Source organism: Streptomyces sp. NPDC014656 (assembly GCF_043084305.1).
GTDB lineage: Bacteria > Actinomycetota > Actinomycetes > Streptomycetales > Streptomycetaceae > Streptomyces.
Genome location: NZ_JBIBZN010000033.1, coordinates 1 through 22,060 on the forward strand (window position 1 = coordinate 1; position 22,060 = coordinate 22,060).

Consider the following 22,060-nt stretch of genomic DNA (forward strand, 5'->3'; position numbering starts at 1 on the left):
GTCGGGGGTGAACAGGATGCCCGCCAGGTTCAGGCCGGCGCTGGGGAAGGTCACGTTCGTCTTCATGAGCGGTGATACGTCCTTGCGTGGTTCAGATGGTGCTGTCGGTGCGGGGCCGCCCTGCGCACGACCTGGGTTCTCGATCGCCGGCCGGGCGGACACAGATCGAGACTCACACGCCACGACAGCAGCGAAAAGGGGCGGAAAACAGCCCCCGACCGTTCTGTCCTGGGACAGAACAGGCCCCCTCACAAAACGCCTTCCCCCTGCAAGACTGACAAGCATGGACCGAAATGCGCACGCCAGCGAACTCGGCGCTTTCCTCAAAGCCCGCCGCATGGAAATCACCCCCTCCGACGTCGGACTGCCGGCCACGGCAACCCGACGCCGTGTGCAGGGCCTCCGCCGCGAGGAGGTGGCCCTGCTGGCCTCTATCAGCACCGACTACTACACCCGGCTCGAGCAGGGCCGCCGGACGGCATCCCCTCAGGTCCTGGACAGGATCGCCCAGATCCTGAAGCTCGACGACGACGAACGGGAGTACCTGGTCGAACTGGCCGGGAAGGACGCTCTGCGGCCGCGTCGGCAGACAGCGCAGAAAGTCCACCCCCAGCTGCGGCGGCTCCTGGAGGCCCTGGTGACCGTGCCCGCCGTGGTCCTCGGACGGCGAATGGACATTCTCGCCTGGAATCCCCTGGCGGCCGCACTCGTCACGGACTTCTCGAAAATTCCGGAGAAGCAGCGCAATTACGTGCGTCTGATATTCGTGGATCCCGCCGTCCGGGCCTTGTACCCGGATTGGGAGACCGTCGCCCACACCGCCGTCTCGCAGCTCCGCATGGAGGCGGCGCGGACTCCTCAGGACCAGCGGCTCGCCGCGCTGGTCGGGGAGCTGTCAGTGCGGGACGAGCACTTCCGCCAGTGGTGGGGCGCGCATCACGTCGCGGTGCGCGGTATGGGCACGAAGGTCTTCCGGCACCCCGTCGCAGGTGACCTCACCCTCGACTGGGACACCCTCACCTGTGCCACCGACCCGGACCAGCAACTCGTCACCTGGACCGCGGAGCCCGGCAGCCCCTCGCACGACGGACTGCGTTTCCTCGCTTCCTGGTCCGTCGGCGGCACCGGCACCGCGGCGGATGCCGGGGCCGACGCCAGGACCGAGAGTCCGTCCTGACTCACGGAGCACTCGCGCCGGGCTCGGCGCGCCCCGCTGTTCACAGCAGAGTCATGAGGTCCAACTCCATCGGTACGAGCGGCTGCTCGGCCCAGATGGTCTTACCGTGGCGACCGTGCCGGCTTCCCCACCGGCTGGTGAGCTGGGCCACCAGGAACAGACCGCGGCCGCCCTCGTCGCTCCAACGCGCCCGACGCAGCCGCGGCTGGGTGGTGCTCGCGTCGCTGACCTCGCAGACGAGTGAGGTCTCGCGGATGAGCCGCAGCCCGACGGGGCCGCCTCCGTACCGCACCGCGTTGGTGACGAGTTCGCTGACGATCAGCTCGGTGGTGAAGACGAGATCCTCCAGCCCCCAGCCGGCGAGCCGCTCCGCGACGACGCGCCGGGCGGTGGACACGACGGACGGATCCGCCGGGAACTCCCAGTGCGCCGTGTGATCCTCCGGGACAGCGCGCGTCCGTGCGAGGAGCAGGGCGATGTCGTCGCGCGGCGGCTCACCGCCCAGCTCGCCGAGGAACACCCGCCCGGTCTCCTCCAGGGATCGCCCGGGGCCGCTCAGAGCCGACAGCCTCTCGCTCAGCCAGCGCGCTCCCCCGTCCTCGTCCGTCCCGTGGCGCTCGACGAGCCCGTCGGTGTACAGGGCGAGAACGCTGCCCGGCTCGACATCCACGAGGGCCGTCTCGAACGGGAAGCCGCCCACGCCGAGCGGCGGGCCGGGGGGGACGTCGATCGGTTCGGCCGTGCCTGAGGGCGTGACCAGGACCGGCTGCGGATGGCCCGCGCTGGCCACGGCGCACCGTCGGGCGACCGGGTTGTACACCAGGTACAGGCACGTGGCGACCGTGGGATTCTCGGGGTCCGTGCGCCTGCCGAACTGCTGGACCAGGTCATCCAGGTGGGTGAGGAGTTCGGTGGGGTCCAACTCCAGGTCGGCGAGGGTGCGGACGGCGGTGCGCAGGCGGCCCATCGTGGCCGTGGCGTACAGCCCGTGCCCCGTCACGTCCCCGACGACGAGGGCGACCCGGAACGAGGGCAGCGGAATGACGTCGTACCAGTCGGCGCCGATCCCCGCCCCGCTGCCGCTGGGCAGGTAGAGGCCCGCGGTCTCGGCCGCGGGCGCGTCGGTCACCGGCTCCGGCAGCAGACGCTGCTGGAGCGCGAGGACGGACCGGCGTTCCCGGGTGTAGCGACGGGCGTTGTCGATGCTCAGTGCGGCCCTGGAAGCGATCTCGCCGAGGACATCGGCGTCCTCCGCGTCGTATGGGTCGCTCTGGTCGGTGCGCCAGACGGCGACCGTGCCGAGCACGAGTCCGCGGGCGTAGAGCGGTACCCACAAGGCCGTGTGCATGCCTTCAGGAAGGTGTGGCTGCGGATCCTCGAAGAGGGACATCACCTTCTGCCGGTCGAAGATGGCGGCCCGGCCGTGCTGCACGTCTCGAAGTTCTCCCGTGGAGACCATGGGAGGAATCGGCTCACCGGGCTGGACGAGATATGCGGGCCACGTCCCGGCGGCGGACGCGACGGATGCCCGGCGCAGGTGGAGGTCCCCGCCTCCGCGGGTCTCCGCGGGGTCGTCGCCGTCGACCACGCCGTCCGCCAGTTCGACGCTGGCCAGGTCCCCTAGAGCGGGGACGAGGACGTCGGCCAGGTCCTGTGCGATGCGTAGGGGGTCGAGCGAGCCGCCGAGGTGGACGGCGGCCTCGTGCAGGAGCGCCCGCTCGCGGCGGGAACGGTCGGGGGTTGCGGGAGGCCCTGGCCTCGCGTCTGTCGCGCGCGTCGCGCCGTCCGTGGTGGGGGCGAGGAGGACGAGCCGCTCATCGGAGGGCTCCAGCGGCTCCGTCCGCAGAATCGCCGGCATCGTGACACCGGACCGGTGCAGCAGCAGCACGGGGCCTTCGGCGGGGACGCCCACGGATCCGCCGGCCAACACGGTGCCGAACGGGGCGCCGCAGATTTCCTCCGCCCCACGTCCCAGCAGGTCCGCGGCCGCTCGGGACCATCGCACTACGGTGCCGCGACCGTCCAGGACAACGGCCGCGACGGGAGGCGCTTCTGCCGCGCCGGCGCTGGACCCGACCATGTCGCTCCTCAGTCTCGACACCCCGCCCGCTACTTCACCGTACGTCCTCTCCACCCGACACAACCATTGATACTTTTTATATTATGCGTGATCATTGGTCTCGGTGTTCCTCACACCGTCTCGTTCCCCACTCGCGAAGGCAGGCCTGAGCATGACCGAGAAGACCAAGCAGGAAATCGCCGAGAGCTGGCTGCTCGCCCTCTCCGACGTCGACCTCTTCTACGACTTCTGTGCGCCGGAGTGCCGCGTGTGGCACAGCTCCGACGACAAGTGGATGACCCTCAAGGAGGCCATCGACGCGGTCAAGAACAGGGGCGGGCTCCCGCCGTTCCGCAACTCCCGCTACACGCTCACGGACAAGGGCTTCGTCGTCCAGACCTCGACCACGCTGGACGGCACGAACGTGCACCTCATCCAGGTGGCCGGCGTGGAGGGCGGCAGGGTCGTCTCCGCCGAGGAGTACATAGGCCCCGAGATGGACATCGCCGTCTGACGAGCCACGCCGACGACGAAGCCCCGGGTCCCCGACGACATGCGTCGGGGACCCGGGGCTTCGTCGTCCGTCACCGCATCCGCGTGTAGCGATCGACTCCCTCGACGCGCGAGACCGCGACCTTGCCCCGCAAGGCGAGGACGTCGAGGTGCGCGACGGTCTCGTTGACCGCCAGCATCTGGTTGAGCGGGTTCAACTCCGTGAAGGCGAGCGCACGGCGCGTCCACGGCAGCGCGCACGCCACCGTGAAGGCGTCGCGCGTGTCGTCGCCCAGAACGGAGAACGTCCGCGCCAGCCGTTCCCCGTGATGCGCGACCAGCTCGGCGACCCTGGTATGCGTGCTAGGTCCGACGGGCCCGTGGGCGGGGAGCAGCCGGGTGTCGGCGTGGTCGGTCATCAGCCGCAGCGACTCCAGATAGGAGGCGAGTGGCCGGCCCCCGGGGTCGGACGCCTCGAAGCCGATGGACGGGGTGATCCTCGGCAACACGTGGTCACCGGAGAACAACAGCCCGCGCCGCGCGTCGAGGAAGACCACATGCCCCCGGGTGTGACCTGGCGTGGGGATCACCCGGAGGGCGTGCTCGCCGAAGCGGAGCGTCTCCGCGCCCAGCCAGCGATCCGGTTCCTCCCAGTGCCCGGGGTCGTACAGGTCGGGATAAGTGAGGCGGACGCACGCGGCCAGCTCCTGCGCGCCCGCCTGCCGCAGGGTCCGCAGTGCCGAGCCGATGCCCCCGCGCATGTCGTTGAGCAGCTGCAGGCCGCGCCGCTCACCCGCACCGAGGTGGACGCGTGCGCCGAACGCCCGCCGAAGCTCCACCGCCTGGGTGTAATGGTCGCGGTGGGCGTGCGTCACGAACACGTCACGGACGGCGGAAAGGTCGTACCCGAGTCCGGCGAGGGCCGTCTCCAGCGTCTTGCGCGCCTCGGGGACGGCCCAGCCCCCGTCGATCATGACGAGACCGCCGTCCTCGGCCATGCCTTCGAGCACATAGACGTTGACGGCGTGCAGTCCGTCCTGGGGCAGCGGCAGCGGCACTCGATGCACTCCGGGGTGGACAGTCTCCACGCCGGTCTCCGCCCACGCCCCGTGATCGAAGCGCGCTGTCATGTCGTTCCCCTTACTGATGGTGCGGAAGTGTGGTGACGGGGCCGGAGGCGCCGCGCTCAGCCACGCGGGCCGCCCGCCACGTACAGGACCTGTCCCGTGACGAAGCCCGCGCCCTCGCTCACGAAGAAGGAGACGGCGTGGGCGATGTCCTCGGGCTCGCCGACGCGCGGGACCGGGGTGACCGCGGCGCGCTGGGCCTTGAACTCCTCGAAGGGCACGCCGAGCCGCTCGGCGGTCGCCGCGGTCATCTCGGTGACGATGAAGCCGGGGGCGACCGCGTTCGCGGTGATCCCGAACTTGCCGAGCTCGATGGCGAGGGTCTTGGTGAAGCCCTGCAGCCCGGCTTTGGCTGCCGAGTAGTTGGCCTGGCCACGGTTGCCGAGCGCGGAGACGGACGACAGATTCACGACGCGCCCCCAGCCGGCCTTCGTCATGTGCGCCTGGGCGGCCCGCGTCATCAGGAAGGCGCCGCGCAGGTGCACGCCGATGACGGCGTCCCACTCGGCCTCCCCCATCTTGAAGAGGAGGTTGTCGCGGGTGACGCCGGCGTTGTTGACGAGCACGACGGGCGGCCCGAGTTCGGCGGCGACGCGGGCCACGGCCGTCTCGACCCGGGCTGCGTCGGAGACGTCGACGCCGACCGCGAGGGCTCGGCCACCCTCCTTCTCGACGGCGGCGACGGTGTCGGCACAGGCCGCCTCGTCGAGGTCGAGGACGGCGACGGCGAAACCGTCCCGGGCCAGGCGCACGGCGATGGCGGCACCGATGCCGCGGGCGGCGCCGGTGACGACGGCGACGCGCTGCTCTGAGGAGGGGGATGCGGACACGGTGGTGCTCCTTGAGAAGTGGTGGGATAAGGAGGATGCGGTGCTGCGGTCCGGCGCCTCCCGGCGTCCGGATCAGACGTGGAGGCGGGTGACCGTCTCCGCGACACAGGCAGGCTTGTCGACGCCGTCGATCTCGACGGTCACCCGGGAGACGACCTGATGGCCGGCGGCCACCTCCTCGACCGCGAGGAGGTGCACCGAAGCCCGGACCTTGGAGCCGACGCGCACCGGATGCATGAAACGAACCTTGTTCAGGCCGTAGTTGACGGCCATGGCGACGCCCTCGGTCCGGTAGACCTGCTTGACCAGGACGGGAAGCAGGGAGAGCGTCAGAAAGCCGTGGGCGATGGTGGCCTCGAACGGGCCGGTCGCGGCGCGTTCCGGATCGACGTGGATCCACTGCCGGTCACCGGTGGCCTCGGCGAAGAGGTCGATCCGGCGCTGGTCGACGGTGGTCCAGTCGCCCGTGCCGATGTGCGTGCCAACGGCCTGGGCGAGCGCCGCGGGGGAAGGGAAGACCTTGGTCATCGGATGTCCTGTCGAAAGTGAGGTCACGGAGCGGAGAAGAGGGCGGCCATGCCCTGACCACCCCCGATGCACATGGTCTCCAGGGCGTAGCGGCCGCCCCGGCGGCGCAGCTCGTGGAGCAGGGTGGTCAGGATCCGGACCCCGGTCGCGCCGATGGGGTGGCCGAGGGAGATGCCCGAGCCGTTCACGTTGAGCCGGTCGGTGTCGTGCCAACCCCATTCGGCGAGGATCGCGAGGACCTGGACGGCGAACGCCTCGTTGATCTCGACGAGGTCAAGGTCGTCGAAGTTCTTCCCCGTGCGGGCGAGGAGCTTGGCCACGGCGGGAACGGGGCCGATGCCCATGACGGCGGGGTCGCAGCCCGCGGCCGCCCATCCCTCCAGGTAGCCGAGCGGCTCCAGACCGAGCTCCTCCAACTTGTCCTCGGCGACCACCAGACACGCGGCGGCGGCGTCGTTCTGCTGGCTGGCGTTGCCGGCTGTCACGGTTCCCCCGGGCATGACCGTACGAAGCCGGGCGAGGACCTCGACGGAGGAGTCGGCGCGGACGCCCTCGTCCCGGTCGAAGAGGACGTCGGCGCCGCGCCGCTGGGGCACGAGAACGGGAACGACCTCGTCCTTGAACAGGCCCTTGTCCCACGCGGCGGCGGCCCGTCGGTGGCTTTCGACGGCGAACGCGTCGGCTGCCTCACGGGAGATGCCGTACCGCTCCGCGAGGTTCTCGGCTGTCTCGACCATGCCGGAGATCCTCCCGAAGCGGTGCTCGGGCTGGGAACGCTCGCGTCCTCGGTCGAGCCGGTCGTACATCTCGACGTTGCCCGACCTGCGCCCCCATCGCATCGAGGTGGTGTAGTGCTCGATGTTCGACATGCTCTCGACGCCGCCCGCGAGGACCACGTCGCACGCGCCGGTCTGGACCATCATCGCGGCTGTGACGACGGCCTGGAGTCCGCCGCCACAGCGGCGGTCGGTCTGGAAGCCGGGGACCGAGAGCGGGAGCCCGGCGTGGAGCGCGGCCCATCGTCCGATGCAGGGAGTCTCCGAGTTGGCGTACGACTGCGCCATGGCGACGTCGTCGATCCGCTCCGGGTCGACGCCGGACCGCTCGACGACCGCCTTGATGACGGTGGCAGCGAGGTCCTCGACCGCCACCGGCCTCAAGGCGCCTCCGAAGGCTCCGACGGGGGTCCGCACCGGGCTCACAATGGCTGCGCGTCGCATGACTGCACCCTTCCGCTAGAGAATACTTAAAATAAAATATCTGATCTCGGTTGGAGGGGACAAGGCTTGCCGGTGAAAACGGGCTGGTCCCCGCCGTCACGTGACGGCGGGGACCAGCTGATGAAGGGCTCTCCTGCCCTGCCGGGTGCGTTCAGGCGCCGCTGCGGCCCACCAGACGCATGACCTCGCCGAAGTCGGCCACGGACTCCAGGTGGAGGACGGTCTCGACGACCCGGTCGATGTCCGCGTCCGGGAGGACCCCTTCCGCATGGCCGCGGAACTTCGCCGCCAGCTCGTCGTTCGTCATCGTCGACTCGGGCTCCGGCGACCTGCTGCCCTTGGGATAGCGGCGCTCACCGACGAAGGTCGTGCCGCGTGCCGAGACCTCGATCCGCGCGGGCCGGCTCGCGGCGTTGCCGGCGATCAGCTCCACGTAGTTCGGATGGACCTCGTAGGAGACGCGGTCCATCAGGCCCATGACGGAGTCGCCGAAGACGAAGGCCGGGTCCTGCCAGGCCTTCGTGGGCGGCAGAGCGTGGGCGCCGACCGCGAGGCCGTGCGCGATGCTGAACTGGGCGTCGTGGACGCGCTCGATGCTGCGGTTGACCCAGAGCGGCTGCTCGACGAAGCCTTCGACCCAGGCCTTGATGCCGTCGATCTCGTCCGGCTTCAGGCCGTTCTCCGTGACGATCTCCGTGAGCGAGTCGAGCAGCGCGTGGAGGATGCGGCAGTGCGGGTAGGGCTTGTACGACTGCTCGGCGGGGAACCTCCAGTCCTCGCCGAGCCCTTCGGTGATGACCACGGGCTCCCAGCGGCTGGTGCCGATGAAGCGGGGGAAGCCGAACTCCGGGTCGTCGAGGACCCGCAGGTCGCCGCGGTGCCCCAGCTCCCCCATGTGAGCCGCAGTGAGCGCCGCCTGAGTCAGGGCGCCGGCCAGCAGGTACTTGATGGTGGACGTCGGGGCGTGTTCGCTCCAGGAACGGAAGGAGTTGACGGGGGCGATGCTGCCCGCGATACCGAGGCCGTGCGAGACGACGTCCCGGTCGACGCCCTTCAGCCTCATCACAGCGGCCGCGGCGCCGAACACGGTGCTGCTGTATCCGTAGACGGGCGGCGGCGACACCTTGCCGTCCTTGAAGTCCCTCAGATAGTCCATGGCCTTGCCGATGCGGTACGACATCTCGTGCGCCACGGCGACGGCGGTGATGACGTCCTTGCCGGACGCGCCGAGGCTCTCGCCGACGGCCATCGCGCCGGGGAGCACGTAGGGGGTGACGTGGCCGGGCGGCAGCACGGCGTCGGCGTCGAGGGTGTTGATCAGCTCGCCGTTCGCGAACGCGGCTCCGAAGACCGACACCCGGTCACCGGTCCCGATGATCGTGGCGTCGCCCCCGGCGCCGCCGGTCATCCGGCCGTACTCGATCCCGATGCGGCCCTTCGGCTCGCCGACGGCACCGAGGGCACAGCCGAGCGAGTCGAGGATGATGCGCTTGCTCTCCTCGACGACGTCGGCGGGCAGCCGGTCGAAGTCGCTGTCGGCGGTGAAGGCCGCCAGCCGCTCCACGAGGGTTTCTTTCATTGCCTGTTGCTCCTGTGTGTTCGGGAGGTGGCAGCGCGTCAGGACGCCGCGGGGGCTCCGAGGAGGTCCCCGTACGGGTGGCTCGCCGCACCATGGCTCCAGACGGTGGTCCTGGCGCGGGTGTAGGTCCTGAGGACTTCCGCGCCGTTCTCGCGCCCGTAGCCGCTGCGCTTGAAGCCGCCGTACGGCGCACTGGGGTGGACCGACCGGTAGGTGTTGACCCAGACGGTGCCGGCCTCCAGACCGCGGGTCAGGTGGTGGATCGCCCCGGTGTCGTCGCCCCAGACCTGGGCGGTGAGGCCGAAGTCGAGGCCGTTGGCGCGGGCGACCACCTCGTCGAGGCTGTCGTACGCGAGCACGCCGACGACCGGGCCGAAGATCTCCTCGCGTGCGCCGATGTTGTCGTCGTCCAGGTCGGCGAGAACGGTCGGCTCGAAGAAGTGCCCCTTGGCCGTGGCGGGTCCGGTGTGGGCCCGCCGACCGCCGGCGAGCATGGTGGCCCCGCCGTCGACGGCCCGGCGGACCAGGTCCTCGACGCGGGCGACCTGCTGCTCGCTGATGAGGGCGCCCATGTCCGAGGAGTGCTCGAAGGGATCCCCGGGCTTGATGCGCCGGGTCGCCGCCGCCATCCGTCCGGTCAGCTCGTCGGCGAGACGGCGCGGGACGAAGACCCGCGAGCCGGCGGCGCAGCTCTGCCCGCACTTCACGAAGTTCGAGTGCAGCAGGTGCGGGACGATCCGGTCGAGGTCGACGTCGTCGAGGAGGATGACGGCGTTCTTGCCGCCGAGCTCCAGGGTGAGCGGCTTGACGTGGGCGGCGGAGGTCTCGATGACGCCGCGGGCCCCGTTGAGCCCACCGGTGAACATGGTCATGCCCACCTCGGGATGGGCGACGAGCGCGGCGCCCGTGACGTGGCCACGGCCGGAGACGACGCTGACGACCCCGCGCGGAATGCCCGCCTCGACGGCGAGCTCGGCCGCGCGGAAGGAGGAGAGCGGGCCGAGTTCCGGCGCCTTCAGGACGAAGCAGTTGCCGGTGGCGAGGGCGGGCGCGGCCTTCATGCCGAACATCAGCAGGTTGCCGTTAAAGCTGTTGACGCCGGCGACGACCCCGTATGGCTCGCGGGTGACGAACGCCGAACGGTCGGGGTGGGCGGTGACGCTCTGTCCTTCGATCTTGTCGGCGACGCCTGCGAAGTAGCGGAGCCAGCGGGCGGCAGCGCCGACGTCGGCGGCGGACTCGCGGTGGAGGTGGCCCACGTCGGTGGACTCGATGTCGGCCAGCTCGCCCTGGTGGTCCATGAGCACGTCGGCCCAGCGGAGCATGAGGCGGGCGCGCTCGAGGGGCTCGACCTCGCTCCAGGTGTTCCGGTAGGTGTCGGCCGCGCCGGTCACGACCTGGTCGACGAGCTCCTCGTCGGCCTCCCGCACCTCCGCGTAGGTCGCTCCGGTGGCCGGATTCTCCAGGGGCAGGAGTTCGCCCCGCCCCGTGTACGACTCGGCCGCCCCGACGGCCTCAAAGCGCAGCAGGTGCTCAGACATTCCGGGGCCCTTCGGTGTCGGCGGCCGTCGCGATCCCGGTGAAGGCGGGTGCGCGGCCGGCCAGGGGGGTGACGTCCCACATGATCATCTTGGTGCGGGTGCAGGCGTCGACGGCGTCCGGGCCGCCCGCCGCGCCGTAGCCGCTGTCCCGCCAGGCGGTCATGGAGATCTCGGGCGAGAGGGCGTCGTGGGTGTTGATCCAGACGGTTCCGACATCGAGCCGGCCCGCAAGGGCCTTCACGGCGCCCGCGTCGCGGCCCCAGATCTGGGCGACGGCGCCGGAGCGGGTCGCGTTCGCCTCGGCTGCGACGGCCGCGTCGTCCGTGTAGGGGGAGACGCTGAGGACCGGGCCCGCGACCGGCTCCGCACGCAGCGGGTTCTCCGGACCGGCCCCGACCACGAGGGTGGGTTCGTGGTAGCCGCCGCCTGCGAGGCCGGACACACGCCCGCCGCCGGCCCGTACCTCCGCACCGGCGGCAACGCCCGCCGACACCGTCTCGACCAGCCGCGCACAGGCGGCCTCGGAGCGGAGCGGGCCCATCAGCACGTCGGGGTCGAGGGCGGCTCCGACGGTGATGCGCCGGGCCAGGGCGGCCGCGCGCGTCACGAACTGCTCATACAGCGAGACGTGGACGTACACGTGGGAGGCGCCGAACCAGTTCTGCCCCGCGCAGGAGAAACGGGAGTGCAGAACGGAGGGAACCGCCTTCGCGAGGTCGGCACTCGGGAGGACGAAGGCGTTGTTGCGGGAGGCGAGGTTCAGGGTGAGGGGCACGATCGGACCGGCGGACGCTCGGACCACCTCACGACCGGTCTCCACGGATCCGGTGTACGCGACCATGCCGACGGATTCGTGGCCCGCGAGGTGGGCGGCGAGGGACGCCGGCCCGGTGAAGACGGCCACGGCGTCGATCCCTGCCTCCCATGCGAGGTGGGCCATGACGATCGGGCCGAGCGGGGCCTCGGCGTGGGCGTGGAGGACGAAGCCGTTCCCGGCGGCCAGGGCAGGTGCCGCCTGCCAGGCGAAGGTGGAGAGCGCCGAGTTCGGCGCCGTGATGCCGCCGACGACGCCGAAGGGCTCTCGGACGGTGTGTCCGAAGTGACCGGGGACGCCACCGAGGACCCGGCCGTCGACCTTGCCCACGAGTCCGGCGTAGTGCCGAAGGCAGGCCACGGCCCGATCGACGTCGAGGCCGGCCTCCGCGCGCAGGGCTCCGGTCTCCCGGGCCGTGAGCTCGGCGAGCTCGTCCCGCCGGTCCTCGAGCCCGTCCGCCCAGTCGAGGAGGGCCCGGACGCGAGCGAAGACTTCGAGGGAGCGCCAGCGGTCCGCGGCACCTGTGGTCGAGACGATGAGGCCGTCGACCTCTTCGGCGCCGTGTTCCCGGACGCGGTGGACGGTCTCGCCCGTCGATGCGTCGATGACCTCGATGCAGGACCCGTCCTCCGGCCGTGCGAGGACGGACGAGAGTGCTGCGCGTAGGGGATCGGCCGGTGATGATGCGTGCACGTCAGTGGGCCTTCCGGTGACAGAGACCCGAGGGGAACCGCTTCGGGCTCCCCTCAGGGATACATGATGGATAATATTTACGTCCTGGTCACATGTCACCCCTTCAAGTGGGGAATATTTGCCGCATTCCGGACTCAGCAAGCCGCTCACTGGGTTTCGGCCCTCGCTTGATTCACCCTGCCGAAACCCTCGACATATCAAATTTCATGCATGATTCTCATGGCGCCCCCATCCCCTCTCCTGGAGAGGCACGCCATGACGGCATCCGACAACACCGTGTCCCCCCGAACCATGCGGCGCATCGCGCTCGCCAGCGGTACGGGCACGGTCATCGAGTACTACGACTTCTTCATCTTCGCGACCGCGGCCGCCCTGGTCTTCCCCAAGACCTTCTTTCCCGCCCTCGGCGACACGGCCGGCACGGTCGCGTCCTTCGCCACACTCGGCGTCGCCTTCGTCGCCAGACCGCTCGGCTCGATCCTCTTCGGTCACTTCGGAGACCGGCTCGGCCGCAAGACCACCCTGGTCACGACGCTGCTGGTCATGGGAGCCGCGACCTTCCTCGTCGGGCTCATGCCCACCGCCGAGCAGATCGGCGCGACCGCCCCGATCGCCCTCGTCGTCCTGCGGCTCCTTCAGGGACTCGCCGTCGGCGGCGAGTGGACCGGCGCCACGCTCATGGCCGCCGAGAACGCACCGAAGGCACGACGCGGCTTCTGGTCCATGTTCGGCTCGCTCGGCGGCTCGCTCGGGCTGGTCCTCGCCAACGCCACCTTCCTGCTCATCGACACGGCCTTCTCCGAGGCCGCCTTCATGTCGTACGGCTGGCGGATCCCCTTCCTCGCCAGCTTCCTCCTCGTCGCCGTCGGACTCTTCATCCGGCTGAAGATCGACGAGACGCCGGCCTTCAAGGACGAGATCGCCCGGCACGGCGCCGCCCGGGCGCCCTTCGTCGAGGCCCTCAGGAGCCAGCCCCGGGAGATCGCCTTCGCCTCCGGCGTCCTCGTCATGGTCTTCGCCTTCTACTACCTCGCCGTCGGCTATCTGATGAGCTACGGCGCGACGGAGCTGCACCTCTCCCGCACCACGGTCCTCTCCATCGGCATGCTGGCCGGCGCGATGACCGGAGTGGCGCTCGTCCTCGGCGCCATCTGCTCGGACCGGCTGGGCCGCCGTCGAGTGATCGTGGCGGCCAACGCCCTGGCGGTCGTGTGGGCCCTGACGCTCTTCCCGATCCTCGAGTCCGCGTCGGTCCTCGTCTTCGCCGTCGCATCGTGCGTCACCACCTTCCTCTGCGGCATCGCGTACGGCCCCGTCGGCGCGTTCATGCCCGAGCTGTTCCACACCCGGTACCGCTACTCGGCGACCGGCTTCGCGTACAACGTGGCCGGTGTCCTGGGCGGCGCGGTACCGCCGCTCGTCGCGGCCGCCATCGTGACGACGTACGGCGGGCTCGCCTTCGGCGTCTTCCTCGCCGCGCTGTGCCTGATCAGCCTGGTGTGCACCCTGGCGCTCCGCGAGACCCGGCACCGCTCGATGGAGTCGGACGACGAGGCACGACCCGACCGGTCCGCGCCCCTCCCCCCGGCCGGCGAGACCGCCACCGCCTGACCTCTCTTGGTGCCGCCCCCCGCGGGCCTGGTCACGAGAACCGCCGCCCCCGTCCCCGGGCCCGGTCCGCCTCCCCGCGGACCACGGTCGCGGGGACGCTCCCGAAAGGCCGGGGGCCGGTACCGGACGAATCCGGTACCGGCCCCCGGTGGTCGCTCCACCACGGCTCCCCCTCGCCCGGAACTACTCCGCCGCGATGGCCTCAGCGAGGTCGATCACGCCCTGCGCCGTCTTCGCGTGCGCCAGGTCGATGTGCTGGCCCTCGAAGTCGACCGCCGCGCTGCCCTTGGCCTCGGCCTCCCGGAAGGCCGCGATCATCCGCCGGTAGTGGTCGACGACCTCCGGGGAGGGCGTGAAGACCTCGTTCGCGGGGGCCACGTGCGAGGGATGGATGAGGACGATGCCGCGATAGCCAAGACGCCGATTGTCCTCGGCGAAGCGCCGGAAGCCGTCAAGATCGGCGATGTCCTGCCAGACGCCGGCCACGGGGTGGTGGAGCCCCGCGGCACGGGCGGCCAGGACGATCCTGCTGCGCAGGTAGAGCGTCTCCAGGCCCTCGGGGGTGAACTCGAAGCCGAGCTCGCGGCCGACGTCCGCGTTGGGGCCGGTGGCGCCGAGCAGACTGGAGACGCGCGGGCTGGCGGCGGCGATCTCCTCACAGTGCGCCATCGAGACGGCCGTCTCATAGCTGACGATCAGTCCGATCGAGCCCGCGTCCAGACCCTCGCGGGCCTCGATGTGCGAGACGATCGCGTCGATGCGGACGATCTCCTGCGCCGTGAAGACCTTGGGCAGGAAGAGGCCGGCGAGGCCCTCGGTCAGGACCTCCTCGACATCGGCGCCGAACAGGCCGCTGTCGACGCTGTTCGGGCGCACCCACACGTCGGCGCGGACGCCCTGCGCGCGCAGCCGGCCGATCGTCTCGCGCACGGTCTTGCGGGCGTCGGCCTTGTCGGCGGCCGGGACCGAGTCCTCCAGATCGAGGATGACGGCGTCGACACCGGTGGCGACGGCCTTCTCGGCCCAGGTGGACTTGTGCCCGGGGACGAAGAGCATGGAGCGGTACGGGTTCATCGGGGTCTCCTTGGTACGCGGTCCGCCGCGTCACACGAAGCGGATGGATCAGAACGAGGGCTTGCGGCGCTCGCGGTGCGAGGCGAGTCCTTCGAGCACCTCGGGGCCGCCGAAGCCGTAGAACTCCAGGGCGAGCGAGGAGTCGAAGATCGCGCCGGCGACCTGCCGGTACCAGTTGTTCAGGGACTGTTTGGTCCAGCGGATGGCGCTGGGCGCTCCCTGCGCGAGCTCCAGGGCCACCTCCCGGGCCGTGGTCAAGAGCTCGTCCTCGTCGACGCATAGGGAGACGAGGCCGATCCGCTCCGCCTCCTCTCCGGTCAGCGGGCGGCAGGTCATCAGGTAGTACTTGGCCTTGGCCATGCCGCACAGCAGCGGCCAACAGACGGCGGCGTGGTCGCCGGCGGCGACCCCGAGGCGGGTGTGCCCGTCGATGAGCTTCGCGGTGCGGCTGACGACGGAGACGTCCGCGAGCACTCCCGCGACGAGACCGGCACCGACGGCCGGCCCGTGCATCGCGGAGACGATCGGCTTGGAGCAGTCGATGACGTTGTAGACCAGGTCTCTGGCCTCGCGCATCGTTCGCGTGCGTGTGTCGTAGTCCTGGGTGAGCTTCTCCACCAGGTCGAAGGAGCCGCCCGCGGAGAAGCCCTTGCCCTCGCCCCGGAGCAGCACGGCCTTCACGGCGGGGTCCGCATCGAACTCGCGCCAGATCTCCGCGAGGTCCGCGTGCGCCTCCTCGCTCACCGCGTTCAGTTTCGGGGCGTCGAGCACGAGCTCGATCACTCCCGCCTTGTCCGGCCCGTCCACCCTCAGGTGGGCGAAGCGTGCGTAGCGGCTCATTCCTGTCGTGTCCTTTCCTTCGCGGTCTCTGCGGTATAGGGGCCCGGCGGCGTCAGGCACCGGCGGCGCGCTCGCGGCGCATGAGCTCACGCCCGATGATCAGCTTCTGGATCTCGCTGGTGCCTTCGTAGAGCCGCAGCAGGCGGGCGTCGCGGTAGACACGCTCGACGGCGACCTCGCGCATGTAGCCGCTGCCGCCGTGCACCTGGACGGCGAGGTCGGCGGCGCGGCCCGCGGATTCGGTGCAGAACAGCTTGGCCGCGGAGGGCGCGATGCGACGGTCGGTGCCGTCGAGGTAGTGGCGGGCCGCGTCGCGGGTGAGTGCCCGGCACGCCATGACGAGCGACTGCTGTTCGGCCAGCATGGCCTGCACGAGCTGGCGGTCGCCGGTGGGCACGCCGCCCTGGAGGTTCTGCGCGGAGTAGCGCACGGACTCGTCGAGGGCCCGCTCGGCAAGTCCGGTCGCCAGTGCGGAGATGTGGACGCGGCCACGGGCCAGGACGGTCATCGCGGCGCGGAAGCCTGTCTCCACCTCGCCGCTGATGAGCGCGTCGGCACCGACGCGTACGTCGTCGAAGTAGACGTCGGCCGTGGTCGCCCCCTCCTGGCCCATCTTGCGGTCCTTCGGGCCGACCGTCAGGCCAGCGGTTCCGGCCGGGACGAGGAAGACGGCGATCTTGCCCTCGGCCTCGTGGTTCCTGACCCGGGCGAAGGTCACGAAGAGGTCGGCGAGGGGCGCGTTGGTGATGAACCGCTTGCCGCCGCTGATCGACCAGCCGTCACCGGTCCAGGTGGCGGTGGTGCGCATGCCGGACGGGTCGGACCCGGCCTCGGGCTCCGTGAGGGCGAAGGAGGCGAGGCAGCGCCCCTCGGCCATCGGTTCCAGCCACTGCTTCTTCTGCTCGGGCGTGCCGTAGCCGACCAGCACCTGGCCGGCGATGCCGTTGTTGGTGCCGAAGAGCGAGCGGAAGGCGAGCGCCGTGTAGCCGAACTCGAAGGCGAGCTCGACGTCCTGGGTGATGACGAGACCCAGACCGCCGTACTCCTGGGGCAGGGCGTAGCCGAAGAGGCCCATCTCGGCGGCCTTGCGGCGCAGGTCCTCGGGGATGGCGTCGGTGTCGGCGATCTCCCGTTCCCGGGGAATGACCTCCTCGCGGATGAACCGGCGGACCTGCGCGCGGATCTGCGCGAAGTCCTCGACGCTTACCGTCTCCTCAACGGGTGCGGACATCGATCTTCCTCTCTGTGGCTTCGGTGGTGGTGCAGGGGGCCGAGACCGTGGTCCGGGCACGGCCGAGGAAGTACCCCTGCGGGTCGAAAGACCGCAGCTCCTCGACGTCGGCGGTCGTGACCTCGCGCAGTTCTTGGAGGAGCGGGCTCACGGACAGCTCCCAGCCGCAGTGCTCCCGGACGCGGGCCACCCGGTCGGCCAGGGGTTCGGGGCCGGGGGCTACGTGGGTGAGGACGAGCTCGCCGTTCTGCTTGGAGAGCATCCCGAGGTCGGTGACGACGGTGCTGACGCGGGCACCCGGGCTCGTCACATAGCCGCACCCCTCGACGAAACGGCGGCGGTCCATGGTCCCGACGACGAGGACCTCGTCGGCGTTGGTGATGACGTCGTTGCCGCCGCCGGAGCCGACGAGGTACGGACCGCCGTCGATCCTGGTGGTGTTGATGTTTCCGTGCCGATCGATCTGGGCCGTGCCGACACAGGCGATCGACCGGAGGAAGCGTCCGTTGACGAGATTCCCGAGGACCTGCTCGGTGTCGAGCAGCATGGTCGAGGTCGGGAAGTTGGAGAAGCTGAAGATGAAGGGGTCGCCGGGAGTGGGCGTGTAGTCCCAGAGGCCGAGTTCGGCGGCAAGGGCGACGTGATGACCGTTACGCCGGGCGCGTCCGACGCCGACCCAAGCGGCGAGGTTCGCGAGGCCGGCCCCGGCGAGGACGGTGTCGGCGGCGGTCTCGGCGGCGCGGCGGGCGACGAGGTCCGCGAGCCAGACCGCGGCCCGCTCGGTGCCGTTCGGCGGATCCTGCCGGGGTGCCTCGGCGGGTCGGGGGGCGGGATGCTCGGCCTCGGCAACGAGGGCCGCGAGCCGTTCCGGACCGACCTTCGCCAGGTACGCCTGGTGGTCGGCCGGCCGCAGGACCCACTCCTCGATCCAGTCGTCGAAGTCGGGACGTCTGCTCGCCTCGCGGACCGCGATCCAGTGGTCGACGTCCTCGACGTAACCGCGGACGGGGAGCCTCGCCCCGGAAGGACCGGGGAAGACGCCACCGGGATGAGCGCCGAAGGGAGCCTCGACGACCCCGAGCACCCGGTGTGCGGGGATCCGTACCATGGTGGACCAGGGACGCAGGTCGTCGACGACCTTCTCCACCGTGGCGATCACGCCCCGCCGTGAGGCGAGCGCGCCGACCACTCCCTCGAACATCGGCGGCGCGATCGCCAGGTTGCCGTGCCGGTCGGCCACGGCGGCGTGCACCAGGGTGACGTCCGGGACCAGCGGGGCGACGAGGCCGATCCGGCCGAAGGCGGTGTCCGTCTCCGTGTACGCGTCGTTCGCTGCCATGGAGGAGTCGCGCACCGACCCCGTGACGACCGCCGGGACGCCTGTGGCCGCGGCGCGCAGCCGCTGGATGTAGGTGAGGAAGGACCAGTTCTCGACCTCCACCTCGCCGGACGTGTAGGCCCGCTGGAAGACGGGATTGGGGGTGAAGACCGGGAAGGAGTCGCCGGAGTAGACGGTGACGACCTTCTTGAGGCTTCCCGACCGGAAGAGGACGGCACCGAGGGACGAGAGGCTGGCCATGATGAGGGTGAATCCGGAGGGCTTCCCCCAGTGCTGCCGGGCGAGCTCCCGGACCAGGGCACTCCAGCGACTGTGGCCCATCATCACGTGGACGGCGTCCCCGGGGCGCACGTACCGGGAGATCGCCTCGTCCAGACGACAGAAGTCGACGGGCTGCCGAACGGGTTCATCCATGGCGCGGGCTCCCTCTGTACCACTCACTCAAGTTGCACATAAAATATATTTATCATGCGCCGCGGGCAAGGAGGCCCTGGTCACGACCGCCTCCGACACCCCGAGGCCCTTGACAGAAGTCAGATCATATATTTTACATAGCTCTGACAGCTGGCGACCGTATAGAGGGAACGAGGTCACCGATGCAGCACAAGCCGCTCCACGGCATCCGCATCCTGGAACTGGGTGGCTACATCTCCGCCCCGTACGCCAGCTCGCTCCTGTGCGCGCTGGGCGCCGAGGTGGTGAAGGTCGAGAAACCCGGCACCGGAGAGGACTTCCGACGGCTCAAGAACGACCGCAGCCCGTACTTCATCCAGTACAACGCCGGCAAGCGCAGTCTGGCGGTCGACCTGAAGACGCCCGAAGGCATCGCGCTCGTGAAGGCGCTCGTGCCGCGCTTCGACGTGGTCCTGGAGAACCTGCGCGCCGGGAAGCTCACCGCGCTCGGTCTCGGGCCCGAGGAATGCCGCGCTCTCCGCCCTGACCTCGTGTACGCCTCGGTCACCGGCTTCGGCAACGGGGGCCCGCTCGCTCAGCGACCCGCCTACGACACCATCGGGCAGTCCTCCGCGGGTCTCTACTCCCTGTTGAGCGACGCCGAGGCACCACAGCTCTCCGGAACGATCCTCGCCGACCTGATCACCGGCGTCTCCACCGCTACCGGGGTGCTCGCCGCCCTCGTCGGACGGGCCGCCACCGGCGCGGGCCAGCACGTGGAGACCTCCGTCATGGAGGCGGTCACCACGCTCACCGCCGACGCGGTCAGCCAGTACTTCGACGACGGGTATCAGGACCCCAGCCGTCGCAGCAGGCACCCGCAGGCGCAGAACTTCTGCCTCAAGACCGCTGCGGGCGCGGACATCGCCATCCACCTGTCGTCCTCCCAGAAGTTCTGGAACTGCCTGGTGGCCGCCATGAGCCGTCCCGATCTGGCGGAGGACCCTCGGTTCGCGACCTACCCCGAGCGGGAGCGCCATTACTTCGAGCTCGTGGACGTCGTACAGGCCGAGTTCCTCCAGCGTCCGACGGCCGAGTGGGAGAAGCGCCTCAGCGACGCGGACGTGCCTTTCGCTCCCGTCCTCACCGTGTCCGGCGTGATGAACCACCCCCAGACCAAGTGGTTGGAACTCTTCGAGCCGGAGGACAACGGCGTCTCGCTGCTCCGCCCTCCGTGGCGCTTCGAGGGCACCCGCCCCGACCGCGGCGGCGTCGCCCCGCGTGTGGGACAGCACACCCGCGAGATCGCCGGCGAGGTGTACGAGGCGGCGCGCATCGAGGAGCTGCTCTCCGCGGGGATCCTGTTCGCCGATCCGGGGGCCGAGAGCTCCTGAGCCGATCAGGGGACAGCCCACGGCTTCGGCCCCACAGAGCCGCCGGTCGTCGGTGCGACGACGCATGGACGACCGGCGCAGGTCCGCCCCGGAATGGACGCCGGCCCGCACGTGTCGTGGACGTCGGCACGCCGGACCGGCCGTCCGCTCCGGGGCGGCGCTATTCTGGGTCTGGACCGGCCCGACAGCCCGTCGGAACACCGGTGACCAGCTGGACCGGCTTCCTGCGAGACCGCACATGAACACGGCAAGCAGTCCCCCCGCCCACGAGCTGGGCACATTTCTCAAAGCACGCCGCGCGGCCCTGGACCCCCGTACCGTCGGCCTGCCGGACGACGGCGCGCACCGACGCGTCGCGGGCCTCCGTCGCGAGGAGGTCGCGCTGCTCGCATCGATCAGCACGGACTACTACACCCGCATCGAGCAGGGACGCCGACGGGCTTCCCCACCCGTGCTCGACATCCTGGCCGAGGTACTGCGGCTCGACGAGGACGAGCGCGCATACCTGCGCGAGCTGGCCGGCGAGGACACTGCCCGCGGCGAAACCCCTGACTCCCCGGCGCTCCAGCCCCAGCTCCAGCGGGTACTCGACGGTCTGAGCGACATCCCCGCCCTGGTCATCGGACGCCGCCTCGACATCCTCGCCTGGAATCCCCTCGCACTGGCCCTCCTCACCGACTTCGACGCCCTGCCGGAGGACCACCGCAACTACGCCTGGCTTCTCTTCCGCGACCCGGCGTTCCGCGCCCTCTACCCGGACTTCGAGCAGGTCGGCTCCGTCACCGTGGCGATGCTCCGTAGGGAAAGCGGTCGCGATCCCCACGACCGGCGCCTCAAGCGCCTCGTCGAGGAGCTGCGCGGCGCGGACGAGTCGTTCCGCACCTGGTGGGACGAGCACCACGTCGCCGTCGGCAGCGGCGGTACCAAACAGATGCGCCATCCCGTCGTCGGTGACCTGACCCTCGACTGGGACGCCCTCACCTGCGCCCACGACCCCACACAGCGCCTCGTGGTCTGGACGGCGGCCGAGGGAACGCCGACCCGCGAACGCCTGGGCCTGCTCGCCAAGCATCTCGAAGAAACCACGGAGTCCGTCCCCGGGCGTTGAACCGACCGCGCGGGGACGGACCTGGAATCAGCTGTCGACCACGACCACGACGTCCGCCACGTCCGCCCGCGCGGTGCGGAACGCGTTGACCGGATGCGCGGTGTCGGCGTACCCGAAGGCGACGGCGCAGACGACGAGCCGGTCCTCGGGGATCCGGAGGTGCTCGCGTACGCGGTCGGCGTACCGCGCGATGGCCGCCTGCGGGATCGTGGCCACACCGAGCGAGGTCGCGGCGTTGAGGAGGTTCGTGACGTAGGCCCCGCAGTCGACCGCCCCGTACACCCCCTGGTCACGGGCGGTCGTGACCACTGCGACGTGCGGTGCCTCGAAGAACGCGTAGTTCTTCGAGTACTGCTCCTCGCGTGCCTCCCGGTCCGTCCGGGCGATCCCCAGCGCGGCGTACAACGCGTGGCCGGCTCCGCGCCGGCGCTCCCGGTGGACGCCGCGATACTCCTCGGGCATCGGCAGGTCCGGGGCCGCCGGCGGACGCGTTCCGACGTACGCGGCCAGGCCCGCGGCGAACCGCCGGGTCCCCTCCCCCTTCGTGAGGTGCACCTGCCACGGCTGGACGTTGCACCAGGAGGCGGTCCGCTGCGCCATCGTGAACATCTCGGTGATCACACCGTCGGGCACCTGGTCCGGCAGGAAGGCCCGGCAGCTCCATCGGTCGTCGAGCAGCCTCCGGAACCCGCCGGACGCCGCCCCCTCCGCCCGGTTCACGGGGCCTTCACCGAGTCGAGCAGCAGCTGGGCCACGTCGACGACCTGGAGCGACTCCTTCGCCTTGCCGTCGTTCTTCTTGCCGTTCACGGAGTCCGTGAGCATGACGAGGCAGAACGGGCAGGCGGTGGAGACGATGTCCGGGTCGAGGGACAGGGCCTCGTCGACGCGCTCGGTGTTGATGCGCTTGCCGATGCGCTCCTCCATCCACATCCGCGCGCCGCCGGCGCCGCAGCAGAAGCCGCGCTCCTTGTGGCGGTGCATCTCCTGCTGGCGCAGGCCGGGGACGGC

The 22,060-nt window shown here is 70.5% G+C and carries 19 protein-coding genes; 5 read left to right on the top strand and 14 right to left on the bottom strand.

The window, feature by feature from the left end:
* Positions 1–283: 283 nt before the first annotated feature.
* Positions 284–1,177 (top strand): helix-turn-helix domain-containing protein, encoded by an 894-nt coding sequence (locus tag ACF1ED_RS36915; protein WP_391767745.1) that lies wholly within the window; start codon positions 284–286, stop codon positions 1,175–1,177.
* Positions 1,178–1,217: 40 nt separating this feature from the next.
* Here the strand turns inward: ACF1ED_RS36915 and ACF1ED_RS36920 are convergent, their stop codons facing one another.
* Positions 1,218–3,035 carry a SpoIIE family protein phosphatase gene (locus ACF1ED_RS36920; RefSeq protein WP_391767746.1) on the bottom strand — a complete coding sequence of 606 codons (1,818 nt, stop codon included), beginning with the start codon at positions 3,033–3,035 and terminating at the stop codon, positions 1,218–1,220.
* Positions 3,036–3,408: 373 nt separating this feature from the next.
* On the opposite strand from ACF1ED_RS36920, the gene ACF1ED_RS36925 reads away from it, so the two are divergent.
* Positions 3,409–3,750 carry a hypothetical protein gene (locus ACF1ED_RS36925; protein WP_391767747.1) on the top strand — a complete coding sequence of 114 codons (342 nt, stop codon included), beginning with the start codon at positions 3,409–3,411 and terminating at the stop codon, positions 3,748–3,750.
* Between the two features lie 70 nt (positions 3,751–3,820).
* On the opposite strand, the gene ACF1ED_RS36930 is transcribed toward ACF1ED_RS36925, so the two are convergent.
* The 7 genes from ACF1ED_RS36930 to ACF1ED_RS36960 all read right to left on the bottom strand — a co-directional run bounded on the left by ACF1ED_RS36930 (position 3,821) and on the right by ACF1ED_RS36960 (position 12,060).
* The gene (locus tag ACF1ED_RS36930) at positions 3,821–4,858 is read right to left on the bottom strand and encodes an MBL fold metallo-hydrolase (RefSeq protein ID WP_391767748.1); all 1,038 of its coding nucleotides are present in this window, start codon (positions 4,856–4,858) and stop codon (positions 3,821–3,823) included.
* Between the two features lie 56 nt (positions 4,859–4,914).
* A complete protein-coding gene (fabG, locus tag ACF1ED_RS36935) occupies positions 4,915–5,685 on the bottom strand; it encodes a 3-oxoacyl-ACP reductase FabG (RefSeq protein WP_391767749.1) in 771 nt (256 codons plus the stop codon).
* A gap of 72 nt (positions 5,686–5,757) precedes the next feature.
* On the bottom strand, positions 5,758–6,213 hold the full coding sequence (locus ACF1ED_RS36940; protein ID WP_391767750.1) for a MaoC family dehydratase: 456 nt from the start codon (positions 6,211–6,213) through the stop codon (positions 5,758–5,760).
* Between the two features lie 23 nt (positions 6,214–6,236).
* Positions 6,237–7,433, bottom strand: coding sequence for an acetyl-CoA C-acetyltransferase (locus ACF1ED_RS36945; RefSeq protein WP_391767751.1), 1,197 nt, complete (start codon positions 7,431–7,433; stop codon positions 6,237–6,239).
* A 151-nt stretch (positions 7,434–7,584) separates the two neighbouring features.
* Positions 7,585–9,012 (bottom strand): MmgE/PrpD family protein, encoded by a 1,428-nt coding sequence (locus ACF1ED_RS36950; RefSeq protein ID WP_391767752.1) that lies wholly within the window; start codon positions 9,010–9,012, stop codon positions 7,585–7,587.
* Between the two features lie 38 nt (positions 9,013–9,050).
* Positions 9,051–10,553, bottom strand: a complete 1,503-nt coding sequence (locus ACF1ED_RS36955; protein ID WP_391767753.1) for an aldehyde dehydrogenase family protein — start codon at positions 10,551–10,553, stop codon at positions 9,051–9,053.
* Positions 10,546–12,060: an aldehyde dehydrogenase family protein gene (locus tag ACF1ED_RS36960; RefSeq protein ID WP_391767754.1), complete on the bottom strand. Its 1,515-nt coding sequence runs from the start codon at positions 12,058–12,060 to the stop codon at positions 10,546–10,548. Before ACF1ED_RS36960 ends, ACF1ED_RS36955 begins: the two co-directional genes overlap by 8 nt.
* A gap of 255 nt (positions 12,061–12,315) precedes the next feature.
* On the opposite strand from ACF1ED_RS36960, the gene ACF1ED_RS36965 reads away from it, so the two are divergent.
* A complete protein-coding gene (locus ACF1ED_RS36965) occupies positions 12,316–13,671 on the top strand; it encodes an MFS transporter (RefSeq protein ID WP_391767755.1) in 1,356 nt (451 codons plus the stop codon).
* 183 nt (positions 13,672–13,854) lie between these two features.
* Here the strand turns inward: ACF1ED_RS36965 and ACF1ED_RS36970 are convergent, their stop codons facing one another.
* From ACF1ED_RS36970 to ACF1ED_RS36985, 4 genes are read right to left on the bottom strand one after another with little or no spacing between them, the layout of a single operon-like run.
* Positions 13,855–14,745 (bottom strand): HpcH/HpaI aldolase/citrate lyase family protein, encoded by an 891-nt coding sequence (locus tag ACF1ED_RS36970; RefSeq protein WP_391767756.1) that lies wholly within the window; start codon positions 14,743–14,745, stop codon positions 13,855–13,857.
* Between the two features lie 48 nt (positions 14,746–14,793).
* A complete protein-coding gene (locus ACF1ED_RS36975) occupies positions 14,794–15,585 on the bottom strand; it encodes an enoyl-CoA hydratase/isomerase family protein (RefSeq protein ID WP_391767757.1) in 792 nt (263 codons plus the stop codon).
* Between the two features lie 52 nt (positions 15,586–15,637).
* Complete coding sequence (locus tag ACF1ED_RS36980; RefSeq protein ID WP_391767758.1) at positions 15,638–16,816, bottom strand: acyl-CoA dehydrogenase family protein; 1,179 nt, start codon at positions 16,814–16,816, stop codon at positions 15,638–15,640.
* On the bottom strand, positions 16,800–18,569 hold the full coding sequence (locus ACF1ED_RS36985) for a CoA-transferase (RefSeq protein WP_391767759.1): 1,770 nt from the start codon (positions 18,567–18,569) through the stop codon (positions 16,800–16,802). The genes ACF1ED_RS36980 and ACF1ED_RS36985 overlap by 17 nt, the downstream gene beginning before the upstream one ends.
* 182 nt (positions 18,570–18,751) lie before the next feature.
* On the opposite strand from ACF1ED_RS36985, the gene ACF1ED_RS36990 reads away from it, so the two are divergent.
* Both ACF1ED_RS36990 and ACF1ED_RS36995 read left to right on the top strand, forming a co-directional pair.
* Positions 18,752–19,942: a CaiB/BaiF CoA transferase family protein gene (locus ACF1ED_RS36990; protein WP_382836277.1), complete on the top strand. Its 1,191-nt coding sequence runs from the start codon at positions 18,752–18,754 to the stop codon at positions 19,940–19,942.
* 238 nt (positions 19,943–20,180) lie between these two features.
* Positions 20,181–21,050, top strand: coding sequence for a helix-turn-helix domain-containing protein (locus tag ACF1ED_RS36995; RefSeq protein ID WP_391767760.1), 870 nt, complete (start codon positions 20,181–20,183; stop codon positions 21,048–21,050).
* 27 nt (positions 21,051–21,077) lie between these two features.
* Here ACF1ED_RS36995 and ACF1ED_RS37000 read toward each other — a convergent pair whose 3' ends face one another.
* Both ACF1ED_RS37000 and ACF1ED_RS37005 read right to left on the bottom strand, forming a co-directional pair.
* On the bottom strand, positions 21,078–21,770 hold the full coding sequence (locus ACF1ED_RS37000) for a nitroreductase (RefSeq protein ID WP_391767761.1): 693 nt from the start codon (positions 21,768–21,770) through the stop codon (positions 21,078–21,080).
* Positions 21,767–22,060 (bottom strand): heterodisulfide reductase-related iron-sulfur binding cluster (locus tag ACF1ED_RS37005; protein WP_391767762.1); only part of this gene is annotated, 294 nt, incomplete at its 5' end. The genes ACF1ED_RS37000 and ACF1ED_RS37005, both read right to left, overlap by 4 nt.

Excerpts from the sequence above, each read along its gene's own strand:
- ACF1ED_RS36915 (WP_391767745.1), top strand. The coding sequence starts at position 284 with ATGGACCGAAATGCGCACGCCAGCGAACTCGGCGCTTTCCTCAAAGCC.
- ACF1ED_RS36920 (WP_391767746.1), bottom strand. The coding sequence starts at position 3,035 with ATGCCGGCGATTCTGCGGACGGAGCCGCTGGAGCCCTCCGATGAGCGG.
- ACF1ED_RS36925 (WP_391767747.1), top strand. The coding sequence starts at position 3,409 with ATGACCGAGAAGACCAAGCAGGAAATCGCCGAGAGCTGGCTGCTCGCC.
- ACF1ED_RS36930 (WP_391767748.1), bottom strand. The coding sequence starts at position 4,858 with ATGACAGCGCGCTTCGATCACGGGGCGTGGGCGGAGACCGGCGTGGAG.
- ACF1ED_RS36940 (WP_391767750.1), bottom strand. The coding sequence starts at position 6,213 with ATGACCAAGGTCTTCCCTTCCCCCGCGGCGCTCGCCCAGGCCGTTGGC.
- ACF1ED_RS36945 (WP_391767751.1), bottom strand. The coding sequence starts at position 7,433 with ATGCGACGCGCAGCCATTGTGAGCCCGGTGCGGACCCCCGTCGGAGCC.
- ACF1ED_RS36950 (WP_391767752.1), bottom strand. The coding sequence starts at position 9,012 with ATGAAAGAAACCCTCGTGGAGCGGCTGGCGGCCTTCACCGCCGACAGC.
- ACF1ED_RS36955 (WP_391767753.1), bottom strand. The coding sequence starts at position 10,553 with ATGTCTGAGCACCTGCTGCGCTTTGAGGCCGTCGGGGCGGCCGAGTCG.
- ACF1ED_RS36965 (WP_391767755.1), top strand. The coding sequence starts at position 12,316 with ATGACGGCATCCGACAACACCGTGTCCCCCCGAACCATGCGGCGCATC.
- ACF1ED_RS36970 (WP_391767756.1), bottom strand. The coding sequence starts at position 14,745 with ATGAACCCGTACCGCTCCATGCTCTTCGTCCCCGGGCACAAGTCCACC.
- ACF1ED_RS36975 (WP_391767757.1), bottom strand. The coding sequence starts at position 15,585 with ATGAGCCGCTACGCACGCTTCGCCCACCTGAGGGTGGACGGGCCGGAC.
- ACF1ED_RS36980 (WP_391767758.1), bottom strand. The coding sequence starts at position 16,816 with ATGTCCGCACCCGTTGAGGAGACGGTAAGCGTCGAGGACTTCGCGCAG.
- ACF1ED_RS36985 (WP_391767759.1), bottom strand. The coding sequence starts at position 18,569 with ATGGATGAACCCGTTCGGCAGCCCGTCGACTTCTGTCGTCTGGACGAG.
- ACF1ED_RS36990 (WP_382836277.1), top strand. The coding sequence starts at position 18,752 with ATGCAGCACAAGCCGCTCCACGGCATCCGCATCCTGGAACTGGGTGGC.
- ACF1ED_RS36995 (WP_391767760.1), top strand. The coding sequence starts at position 20,181 with ATGAACACGGCAAGCAGTCCCCCCGCCCACGAGCTGGGCACATTTCTC.